Annotated in this window: 11 protein-coding genes; all 11 read left to right on the top strand. The window is 45.1% G+C overall.

From position 1 onward, the window contains the following. Positions 1-94: 94 nt before the first annotated feature. The 11 genes from LJ658_RS14665 (at position 95) to LJ658_RS14715 (ending at position 11465) form a co-directional block, all read left to right on the top strand. Entirely contained in the window at positions 95-919 is an 825-nt protein-coding gene (locus LJ658_RS14665) for an MOSC domain-containing protein (RefSeq protein WP_230547274.1), read from the top strand. Positions 920-924: 5 nt separating this feature from the next. Then, positions 925-1209, top strand: a complete 285-nt coding sequence (locus LJ658_RS14670; RefSeq protein ID WP_230547275.1) for a SelT/SelW/SelH family protein — start codon at positions 925-927, stop codon at positions 1207-1209. Positions 1210-1280: 71 nt separating this feature from the next. Continuing rightward, complete coding sequence (locus LJ658_RS14675) at positions 1281-1715, top strand: Rrf2 family transcriptional regulator (RefSeq protein ID WP_230547276.1); 435 nt, start codon at positions 1281-1283, stop codon at positions 1713-1715. A 149-nt stretch (positions 1716-1864) separates the two neighbouring features. Further along, positions 1865-3958, top strand: coding sequence for a HEPN domain-containing protein (locus LJ658_RS14680; protein ID WP_230547277.1), 2094 nt, complete (start codon positions 1865-1867; stop codon positions 3956-3958). Further along, positions 3955-4719: a uroporphyrinogen-III C-methyltransferase gene (gene cobA / locus LJ658_RS14685; RefSeq protein ID WP_230547278.1), complete on the top strand. Its 765-nt coding sequence runs from the start codon at positions 3955-3957 to the stop codon at positions 4717-4719. Before LJ658_RS14680 ends, cobA begins: the two co-directional genes overlap by 4 nt. Beyond that, positions 4697-6202: a TSUP family transporter gene (locus LJ658_RS14690; RefSeq protein ID WP_230547279.1), complete on the top strand. Its 1506-nt coding sequence runs from the start codon at positions 4697-4699 to the stop codon at positions 6200-6202. Before cobA ends, LJ658_RS14690 begins: the two co-directional genes overlap by 23 nt. Further along, on the top strand, positions 6202-6918 hold the full coding sequence (locus LJ658_RS14695; RefSeq protein WP_230547280.1) for a phosphoadenylyl-sulfate reductase: 717 nt from the start codon (positions 6202-6204) through the stop codon (positions 6916-6918). The genes LJ658_RS14690 and LJ658_RS14695 overlap by 1 nt, the downstream gene beginning before the upstream one ends. 69 nt (positions 6919-6987) lie before the next feature. Next, positions 6988-7896 (top strand): sulfate adenylyltransferase subunit CysD, encoded by a 909-nt coding sequence (cysD, locus tag LJ658_RS14700; protein ID WP_230547281.1) that lies wholly within the window; start codon positions 6988-6990, stop codon positions 7894-7896. 66 nt (positions 7897-7962) lie between these two features. Next, entirely contained in the window at positions 7963-9213 is a 1251-nt protein-coding gene (locus LJ658_RS14705; protein ID WP_230547282.1) for a sulfate adenylyltransferase subunit 1, read from the top strand. 408 nt (positions 9214-9621) lie between these two features. Beyond that, entirely contained in the window at positions 9622-10725 is a 1104-nt protein-coding gene (locus LJ658_RS14710; protein ID WP_230547283.1) for an AAA family ATPase, read from the top strand. A gap of 218 nt (positions 10726-10943) precedes the next feature. After that, a complete protein-coding gene (locus LJ658_RS14715) occupies positions 10944-11465 on the top strand; it encodes a transposase (protein ID WP_230547284.1) in 522 nt (173 codons plus the stop codon). The last annotated feature ends 131 nt before the right edge of the window (positions 11466-11596 follow it).

Genomic DNA, 11596 nt, shown 5'->3' on the forward strand with positions numbered 1-11596 from the left:
GCTTTCTGTAGAAATCGTGTAATACTGCGTATAAATTTCCCCAATTATGAAATTTTAAACTGGTTAATAATAACTTTGGAATATCTTAAACACTATGCTTCGGATCAGCGAATTGTACATTTATCCAGTTAAGTCGTTAGGCGGCATACAGCTTAATAAGGCAACAGTTACAGACAGAGGTTTTAAATATGACCGAAGGTGGATGCTGATAGACGAAAATAACAGGTTCATTTCGCAACGTGAGCACGCGATAATGGCATTGTTCAATACCAGCATCTCCGCCGGCTATTTAACCGTAACCTATTCCGGCACTAATCATTCAATTAACCTGTCATTAACACCTGTAAAAGAAAACGTTATGCCTGTCACTATTTGGGACGACACGTGTTTGGCCCAACCGGTTAGCGACGAGGCCGACGAATGGTTTTCACGCCTATTAGGCATTAATGTCCGGTTAGTTTTTATGCCGGATGATACCAGGCGCGTCACAGATCCGCAATATGCACCGGCAGATAGTATAACCTCTTTTTCTGACGCCTATCCTTTTTTGATGATTGGCCGGGCATCACTTGATGACCTTAATCAACGGTTAAAAAACAGCCTGCCAATGAACCGGTTCAGGCCCAACATCGTGTTTACAGGCGGGCAGCCCTATCAGGAAGATACGATGGACAAACTTACCATCAACAATATCGTGTTTAACGGTGTAAAGCTCTGTGCCCGGTGTAATATTATTACCATTAACCAAAGTGATGCTTCAATAGCAAAAGAGCCCGTTAAAACGCTGGCATCTTACCGGGCCAGAAACAACAAAATATATTTTGGGCAGAACCTGGTTCACTCAGGCACCGGCATTATTGCTGTTGGTGATGAGTTAACGGTACTGACTACACATGATGAACCTGCATTTATTATTTAACACCCATGAAACCTACTATTACCATTGAATATTGCCCTAAGTGCCACTGGCTGTTGCGTGCGGCCTATATGGCCCAGGAGTTATTGACTACGTTTGAAGATGACCTTTACGGAGTTACCTTACACCCAAGCGAAATTGCCGGGCGCTACACCCTGAAAATTGATAGCGAAATGTTATTTGACCGTAAAGCGGCCGGCCGTTTCCCCGAGATCAAAGAGCTTAAACAATTGGTACGCGATAAGGTAAATCCGGGTAAAAATCTGGGGCACTCAGACAATATTGTAAAATAAGTATACTAAATCGGTATTTTTAATTGCTTTACAATTCTTTAATTTATATTTGTTAGTTATTGACTTAAAAAATGCTATCGAAAAAAACTAAATACGCTATTAAAGCATTAGTGATTCTGGGGAAGAATATGGACAAACCTCCCATGCAGATCTCCAGGATTGCAGAGCTTGAACGTATTCCAAAAAAGTTTCTTGAACAGATTTTACTGGACATGCGAAATGCCGGTTTTTTATATAGTAAGAAAGGCGCCGGCGGCGGTTATGCTTTAAATAAGGATCCCAAAGATATATTTTTGGTAAGTATAATGCGTATCACCGACGGCCCCGTTGCTATGCTGCCCTGCGCCAGTTTAAACTTTTATCACAAGTGCGATGAGTGCCACCAGGAAACTACCTGCGGAATCCGCGACGTCTTTATAGATGTACGCGACGCAACCTTAAAAATCCTGTCTGAGACCAGTATCGCAGACGTTATAAGCCGCGAAAATACGCTGATTAACAACTAGCCGGTTTATTCATCTTATTGTTAAAAAATATCTTTTTTATATAATATTCTACCATTTCCATATACTATATATATCTTTTATATATCTTTGGTGAAAAATGGCACTCTTTAGCTATATAAAGAGATTTTAATTAAACATTATTATAAGTTATGCAGAGCTTCAGAACAGAGCTTGAGAACCCGATTGTTGAGAAAGACATTATAGATCTTGAGAAAAAGATAAGGGAATTTCGTGAAGGCAAAATACATGATGAGAAATTCAGGAGCCTGCGCCTGGCACGAGGAGTTTACGGGCAGCGTCAACCGGGCGTACAAATGGTGCGTATTAAGTTGCCATTTGGCAAAGTAACCTTTAAGCAATTACTGCGCATAGCTGATGTTTCTGACGAATACGCGAGCCGTAATTTACATTTAACAACCCGCCAGGATATCCAGATACATTATGTTAGCCTGGACAGAACCCCGCAACTATGGGCCGATCTGGAAAAAGATGATGTCACCCTGCGCGAAGCCTGTGGAAATACCGTACGTAACGTAACAGCCTCTCCTGCCGCCGGTATTGATCCGCTGGAACCATTTGATGTATCACCTTATGCGCACGGTACCTTTGAGTATTTGTTACGCAATCCGGTAAACCAGGACATGCCGCGTAAATTTAAAATAGCATTTTCATCAAGTGATGAGGATACCGCTTATACATTCGCGCATGATTTGGGCTTTATACCCAAAATAAACAGCGCCGGCGAACGCGGCTTTAAGGTAATGCTGGGCGGCGGCTTAGGCGCACAGCCCATACTGGCTAATATTGTTGACGAGTTTTTGCCTGAAGATCAGTTAATACCATATATCGAATCTACCATTCGTGTATTTGATCGGTATGGCGAACGTAACAACCGTAATAAAGCCAGGTTTAAATATGTGATTCAAAAATTTGGTTTAGAGGAAGTTTTGAATTTAATTAAGCTGGAAAGAGTCGCCAACAAGGTAAAATCATATAAAATAAATACGGACGCCATTGATGTGCCTGCCCTGCCGCAGCCTCTTGATTTTGGACAGGTTGAAATAAACAATCCGCTGGGTTATGAGCAATGGCTGGCAACCAACGTATTTGAGCAAAAGCAAAAGGACTTTTATGGCGTATACATTAAGGTACAGACCGGCGATATCCCTACAGATAAGGCCCGCAAACTGGTAGCCCTGCTTCAGCCATTAGCCGGTGATGAGATCCGCATCACTCAAAATCAGGGCTTGTTATTAAAATATGTACGCAAAGAAGCCTTCGCCACTTTATATAATGGCCTGGCCGAACTGGATATGGCTGCACCTGGCTTTGACAGCGTTGCCGACGTTACAACCTGCCCGGGCACTGATACCTGTAACCTGGGTATATCAAACAGTATGACATTTGCACGGGTATTGGAAGATCTGATCTATAACGAATATGAAGACCTGATCTATAATCGCGATATAAAAATAAAAATAAGCGGCTGCATGAACTCATGCGGTCAGCATAGCATGGCGCATATCGGTTTTCACGGCAGTTCGTTAAAAGCGGGCGCCAAAGTACTACCCTCAATGCAGGTAATGCTGGGCGGTGGTGTTGTAGGTGACGGCGTGGGCCGTGCCGGCGACCGGGTTATCAAAATACCCGCCAAACGTGCCACCCAGGTTTTAAGAGATCTGTTGGATGATTATAAAGCAAATTCAATTGAAGACGAGCTTTTTAATAACTACTATGACCGCCAGGGTAAGGATTATTTTTACCAGATGCTGAAACCACTGGCTGATCTTAATACGCTTACCGACGAAGATTTTGTTGACTGGGGACATATGGAAAGCTATGAAAAAGCAATTGGCGTTGGCGAATGTGCCGGTGTGGTGATTGATCTGGTGGCTACCCTGTTATTTGAATCGGACGAAAAACTGGAGTGGGCAAATGAGTCGTTTGCGGCCGGTGCCTGGGCTGATGCCATCTATCACTCATATAATGTATTTATCAATTCGGCCAAAGCTTTATTGTTGGATAAAGGCATTAACAGCAGCACACAGGTTGGTATAATACGCGAATTTGATACACAATATGTTGCCACCGGCGAACTTGAATTAAGCACTAGTTTTAATGACCTGATCTTACAGATCAACCAAAACGAACCATCTGAAGAATTTGCTATTGCTTATAAAGCAGCGGCAACAGCTTTTTTAGATACGGTTAAGGCTAAAAGAGAAGCGGTATTACAATCATGAATAACCAGCCAAAAATAACTTTAGTTGGTGCGGGCCCGGGTGATGCAGAGTTGATTACGCTAAAGGGTATTAAAGCACTTAAAGCCGCTGATGTGGTTTTGTATGATGCCCTGGTTAACGAGGAGTTACTGGAGTTTGCTGAAAATGCAGTAAAAGTATATGTTGGCAAACGCTCTGGCGAGCATTCATACGCGCAGGATGCCGTAAATAAACTTTTGGTTGATTATGCCTTAAACTACGGTAACGTAGTAAGACTAAAAGGTGGCGACCCGTTTGTATTTGGCAGAGGTTATGAAGAACTGGATTATGCGGCGGCGCACAACATCGCTGTTGAGATTATACCGGGCATATCCAGCTCTGTTGCTGTCCCCGGGTTACAGCACATCCCCGTTACCCATCGTGGTTTAAGCGAGAGTTTTTGGGTAGTTACAGGCACCACATCAAATGGCCGGATATCAGATGACGTTTATGAAGCCGCACGCAGCAAGGCAACCGTAGTGGTATTGATGGGCTTGCATAAACTGGCCGAAATTGTCGAAATCTTTAAAAAACAAACTAAAAACAAACTGCCGGTCGCTGTGATCCAGAGCGGGTCTACCCCACAGGAAAAACTGGCTATAGGCATAGTAGATAACATAGTTGAAATAGTGGAGGAAAATGGGCTTACATCACCGGCAATTATAATATTTGGCGAAGTAGTGGCACTACATCCTTTATTTCAGGCAGAAAAAGAAGCACATGACGTTGTTACCGGAAAATAATGAACTAACTACCGTTCAGGAAGAAAAAACCGGTGGCAATCAGTTGTTCCCCGTTTTTTTAAAGCTGAATGAATTGCATACTGTGCTTATTGGCGCGGGTAACGTTGGTTTGGAAAAACTGACTGCCATTTTGAATAATAGCCCCGAGGCAAAGGTTACCATTATTGGAAAAACAGTGATCCCGGCCTTAATGGACCTGTCGTCAACCTACCCCGCTATCAGCATTATTGAAAAAGCATTTGCTGATAATGACCTGGACGATGCTGACCTGGTAATTGCTGCTACTGATGATTCAAAACTAAACACCTATATCCGCGATGCGGCGCACCAGCGTAAACTGCTGATCAACGTTGCTGACAAACCGGACCTTTGCGACTTCTACCTGGGGTCTATTGTACAAAAAGGCGACCTGAAGATTGGTATATCAACCAACGGCAAGTCGCCGACGATAGCTAAGCGCCTCAAAGAAGTTTTAAATGAAAGCCTTCCTGCCGAACTGGATATCTCTCTGCAACAAATGAGCAACCTGCGCAATACCTTAAGCGGTGATTTTACCGACAAAGTCAAAAAGCTAAATAAAGTGACATCCGTTTTAGTTGAGCAAAAAGCTGAACGTAAAAATTTAAAATGGCTGATCTGGCTTTCCATCGTATTTTCGTTGGCGGTAGCTGTAACCGCTTTATGGTTCAATGAGCCCGAATTCAGAGCCTATGCACAGGAGATCAACCCGGCATTTTATTATTTCCTTGGTGCCGGTTTCGTTTTTGCTCTGATTGACGGCGCAATTGGCATGTCATACGGTGTTACGTCAACCACATTTTCATTATCGATGGGCATCCCTCCTGCTTCGGCAAGTATGGGCGTGCATTTGTCTGAGATCATGAGCAACGGCATAGCTGGCTGGATGCATTACCGGATGGGCAATATCAACTGGCGCCTGTTTAAACTATTGTTGATACCGGGGATTATTGGCGCCGTGTTAGGGGCCTATATCCTGTCGTCATTAGAGCATTACAGTCAGTATTCAAAACCCATCGTATCCCTTTATACGCTTATTTTGGGTATCGTGATATTTACCAAGGCTGTTAACCTTAAACGCAAAAGGGTAAAAGGTAAAATAAAAAGAATATCACTGTTAGGTTTTGGCGGCGGTTTTATTGATGCTGTTGGCGGCGGGGGCTGGGGATCAATCGTATTATCAACACTTATTGCCGGCGGACGCAACCCGCGTTTCTCTTTAGGCACCGTTAAACTGTCCAGGTTTTTCATCGCGTTAATGAGTTCGATAACGTTCATTACCATGCTAAACGGCGCACACTGGGAAGCGGTGGCAGGTTTGGTTCTGGGCAGCGCCCTGGCATCGCCTATTGCGGCAAAAATATCAAACAAAATATCAACCAAGGCAATAATGGTATCAGTAGCGGTGATAGTTATACTGATAAGTCTGAGAAGCATTATTACCTTTGTAACCAAAATACTGTAATGAGCACACAGGCAGAAGACATCAAACAATTAACTGCAGGGCTTGAGCCCGTTGCTGCTTTGGCAAAACTGGCCGAACGTTTCGCGGGTGAAATAACCTTTTCAACCAGCTTTGGCTGGGAAGACCAGGTGATAACACACATGATCTTTACCAATAACCTGCCCATCAAAATATTTACGTTGGAGACAGGCCGTATTTTCCCCGAAACGTATTATGTTTGGAACCGCACAATGGAAATGTATGGCAAGCCTATAAACGCCTATTATCCAAAGAACGAACCGCTGGAGAAAATGCTGAATGAAAAAGGCCCAAGCAGTTTTTATGAATCGGTTGAGAATCGTAAAGAATGCTGCGGGATCCGTAAGGTAGAACCTTTAAACCGTGCTTTGGCGGGTAATAAATGCTGGATAACCGGCATTCGTGCAGAGCAGTCGGTAAACCGGCATGATATGCACAATGTAGAATGGGACGAACAGCACAACCTGGTTAAGTTCCACCCTATTTTTAGCTGGACCTTAACCGAAGTAAAAGAATACGTCAGAAAATATAACGTACCGTATAATACGCTGCACGACAAAGGTTTTCCAAGCATTGGCTGCCAGCCATGCACCAGGGCAATAAGAGAGGGTGAAGATTTCAGAGCCGGCCGCTGGTGGTGGGAAGACCAGTCGAAAAAGGAATGCGGCCTGCACGAGTTAATAATTGATAACAAATAGAGTAATTATTGAATTGAGGAGTTGATTTAAGATCTGATTCGCTCATTAGATAACTCACTAACTAAACACATGAGTAAACACAACCAACTGGATTATTTAGACGAGCTTGAAGCAGAAGCTATACACATTCTGCGTGAAGTGGCCGGCCAGTTTGAGCGCCCTGCGCTTTTATTTTCAGGAGGAAAAGACTCCATTACCTTGGTTCGCCTGGCTGAGAAGGCCTTTCGTCCAGGTAAGTTTCCTTTTCCGCTGGTACATATTGATACCGGCCATAATTTTATTGAAACGATCGAGTACCGCGACGCGATGGTGAAACGCCTGGGCGAGAAACTAATTGTGGGCAGCGTGCAGGACTCAATTGACCAGGGCAAAGTAGTTGAGCAGAAAGGCAAAAACGCCAGTCGTAATGCATTACAGACCGTAACCCTGTTAGATACTATTGCCGAACATAAATTTGATGCCTGTATCGGCGGCGCCCGCCGGGATGAAGAGAAAGCGCGGGCTAAAGAACGGATCTTCTCTGTACGTGATGAATTTGGCCAGTGGGACCCAAAACGTCAGCGGCCGGAGCTGTGGAACATCTATAATGGCAAGATCCATAAAGGCGAAAACGTGCGGGTGTTCCCCATCAGTAACTGGACCGAGCTGGACGTGTGGAACTATATCCGCAGAGAGAAAATTGACTTACCTACCATCTACTTTGCGCATGAGCGTGATACCATTGTGCGTAACGGCCAGTTAATGGCGGCCTCCCCTGTTTTAAATATGGATGAGGATGACGTGATTGAGCGCCGCACCGTGCGTTTCCGTACCGTGGGCGACATGACCTGTACAGCCGCCGTGGCGTCTGATGCGTTTTTGATCGATGATATTATTAACGAGATCAGCGAATCAAAGATCAGCGAGCGTGGCGCACGTATGGATGACAAGGTTTCAGAAGCAGCAATGGAAGATCGTAAGAAGGGAGGATATTTCTAAATTTCGAATATTTTATTTTATGGACAAAAATCCGAAATCGAAAATCCGAAATCCGAAATTATAATTATGGATATACTTAAATTTATAACAGCAGGCAGTGTTGATGATGGTAAAAGCACCTTAATCGGTCGTTTACTGTATGACAGCGATTCTATCCTTGCTGACCAGCTGGAAGCATTACATTCATCAAACCGTAAAAACGACGATGGCAGCATTGACCTGGCTATTTTAACCGACGGCCTTAAAGCCGAACGCGAACAGGGCATTACCATTGATGTAGCTTACAAATACTTCCAGACCGACAAACGAAAATTCATTATTGCCGATACCCCGGGACATATTCAGTATACCCGTAACATGGTAACCGGCGCCTCAAACGCTAACCTGGCAATTATTTTGGTTGATGCCCGTAAAGGCGTTATCGAACAAACTATCCGTCACTCGTTCCTGGTAGCTTTGCTGGGAATCCAGCAGGTTGTGGTTTGTATCAACAAAATGGATATGGTTGATTATAGCGAAGAGGTTTATAAAAGCATATTAAAAGATTACAACGCCCTTGCAGCCAAAGTAGGACTGAAAAATGTACACGCTATACCCGTAAGCGCACTAAAAGGCGACAACATCGTTAACACCTCCGCCAATATGGATTGGTATAAAGGGGAAAGCCTGTTGCATTTCCTGGAGACTGTCGAGATCACCATTGATGCCAGCACAGAGCACGCCCGTTTGCCCGTACAATGGGTTATACGCCCCCAGACAGAAGAACTGCATGATTACCGGGGCTATGCCGGCCGCGTGTCTTCAGGGTCATTTAAAGTGAATGATAAGGTTACCGTATTGCCGTCGGGCTTTACCTCAACTATAACCAAAATAGAGTTGCTGGATAAAGAGCCTGAAGAGGCTTTGGCCGGGATGTCGGTAACGGTACATTTAAAAGATGAGATTGATATCAGCCGTGGTGATCTGCTGGTGAACAGCAGCTATCAGCCGGAAGTGTCGCAATTAATTGAAGCCGACCTGTGCTGGATGGATACGCGCGCGCTGGATACCACGCATACCTACTTTATCCAGCACAACAGCAAAGTAACCCGTTGCAAGATCCAGGAAACTTTATACAAGGTAAACATCAACACGCTGGAGAAAGAGTATAACGAAGATTTTAAACTGAACGACATTGGCCGGATCATCATCAAAACTGCCGATCCGCTGGCGTTTGACCGTTACCAGGACAACAAGGCCAACGGCGGCGCTATCCTGATTGACAGCCGCACCAACGTTACCGTGGGCGCCCTTATGCTGCGTAACGTGGCAGACTGATCGCTTTTAAACGTTCTTAAATAAAGCCGAAGGCGGCCCTAAAACAAGCGGGCCGCCTTCGGCTTTTTAATGCAGGTGATCCAACTAAAAAAGTGGATCACCCGGATCACCATTTTTAATTAAACTGCTGACAATCTGAATTTTAACTTTTTAAGCGGATCAGTTTGGATCACTACCAATACTTCAGGTTAAATTAGATAAACAATTGATAATAAATTGATTGTACAATTTTAACCATTCCTTAAAATTCAAAGCGGATCACCCCTGGGTGGATCACCCTGATTCGCTGTTTTTCATCCCGAACAATAGCCTAAATATCAATTTTTTGACGGCCCGGATCCCTACTGACAAACTACTGTCACCATAACTTTCTGCGGGTTGCCGTACCTTGCAGCATTCCCATATTTTATGAACAATTACGAAAGATCCGACCATTATTTTGAGCGGCCGCTGGCGATCGAGCTGATCCGGTCGGCCGCCCGTGGCAACATCACCGCCAAACAAACTAAAACACTGAACAACCTGCTGCGCAGCCCGGCCGACAGCAAAGACGCGTTCATCATCAGGCCCGCGGCCGACTTCCTGCAAAACACCGGCAACCAGTCCGGCGCGGGCATGCTTTTCGGCGATTTTTGGTACGAGGGCGAACTATGTATTTTGTTTGCCGATACCAACGTGGGCAAATCCATCCTGGCCGTGCAAATTGGAGATGCGCTTAGCCGGGGCGTGCCTGTCCCCCGTTTCGTCATGAAGCAGCAATCCGCTGCCGTATTGTATTTTGATTTCGAGCTAAACGATCAGCAATTTGCCAAACGCTATACCAGCGACCTGCACGGCCGGCACGAGTTTGCCGATAACTTTTACCGCGTGGTACTTAATCCCGATGCCGCCGGCGCCCATAAATTTGACAGTTACCACGCCTATATCAATAACGCGCTGGAAAACGCGGTGGTTGCCAGCCAGGCGCGCATCATTATTATTGATAACATTACCTGCCTGCGCACCGGCACACAGGCTGCCGCAACGGCCGTAAGCCTGATGCAAAACCTGCAAACGCTGAAAAATAAATACGGACTGTCGGTACTGGTGCTGGCGCATACGCCTAAGCGTAACCCTGCCAGGCCCGTTACCCGTAACGATCTGCAGGGCAGTAAAATGCTCATTAACTTTGCCGACAGCGCCTTTGCTATCGGCGAGAGCCAGGCACAGGCCGGTTTGCGTTACCTTAAACAGATCAAACAGCGCAGCGGCACGCAGGTTTACGGCGCCGATAATGTCTACCTCTGCCAGGTCCAGAAACCCTATAACCATTTACATTTTGAATTTATCGGCCCCGCCAACGAAGCCGACCACCTGCTCCACTTTACCGAGCAACAACGTAAAACTGCCGAGGACCGCATCATCCAACTGCACCAACAGGGCCTGAGCCTCCGCCAGATCGCCGCCGAAACCGGCAGGCCCTATACCACAGTGTTTAGGTTGGTGAAAAAGTTGGGTGACTCTTCATCGTAAGCGTGGACGCTTACAATTGGTTGCGTGCAAGTGTGGACACTTGCACTGGCGGCAGGGTGAGCAAGTTGATTGGAAGGAATAAATATTTAAAGTATATTTTCGCGCCTGTTCCACCCGCCGCCGCCTGTTCAAGTGTCCCCGCCTGTTCAAGTGTCCACACTTGAACATAAAAAATTGTAAGCGTCCACGCTTACAACAAAAATTACTATTTTTATTTAATGTCACGCAATGCCTCAACCGACGAACTTTACTTTGTCACCTTAACCGTAACCGATTGGATAGACGTATTTACCCGGCGCATTTATAGCGAGTTTATAGTCGAAAATTTAACGTGGTGCCAACAAAACAAAGGGCTAAACATTTACGCGTATGTGATCATGACAAACCATATCCATATGGTTGCAAACGTAACCAACGGGTCACTTGGCGATGTCTTGGGTCATTTTAAAACCTATACTTCCAAAGAGCTTTTTAAAATGATAAAAAGCAACGAACAGGAAAGCCGCCGCGACTGGATGCTTTATGCCTTTGAACGGGCCGGCAAATATAATCCCCTAAATGTCAATCACCAATTTTGGCAAAATGGTAATTACCCGGTACTGCTTTACTCTTTACCGGTCATCAATCAAAAAATAGATTACATTCATGATAATCCGGTCAGGGCCGGTTTTGTCGGGTCGGCGCATGAGTTTTGGTATAGTAGTGCTAATCCTGAAAGCCCTTTAAAAGTGCTTTATTGATTGTAAGCGTGGACGCTTACAATCGTTTGCGTTCAAGTGTGGACACTTGAACGGGCTTCTCGTCTGGTGTGAGGACGAAGTCGACTGTTTTAAACCAAAAAAGCGGGCCAGAAGAACTCTGAACCCGCTTT

It is taken from the genome of Mucilaginibacter sp. UR6-11 (assembly GCF_020880695.1).
In the GTDB taxonomy this organism is placed as follows: domain Bacteria; phylum Bacteroidota; class Bacteroidia; order Sphingobacteriales; family Sphingobacteriaceae; genus Mucilaginibacter.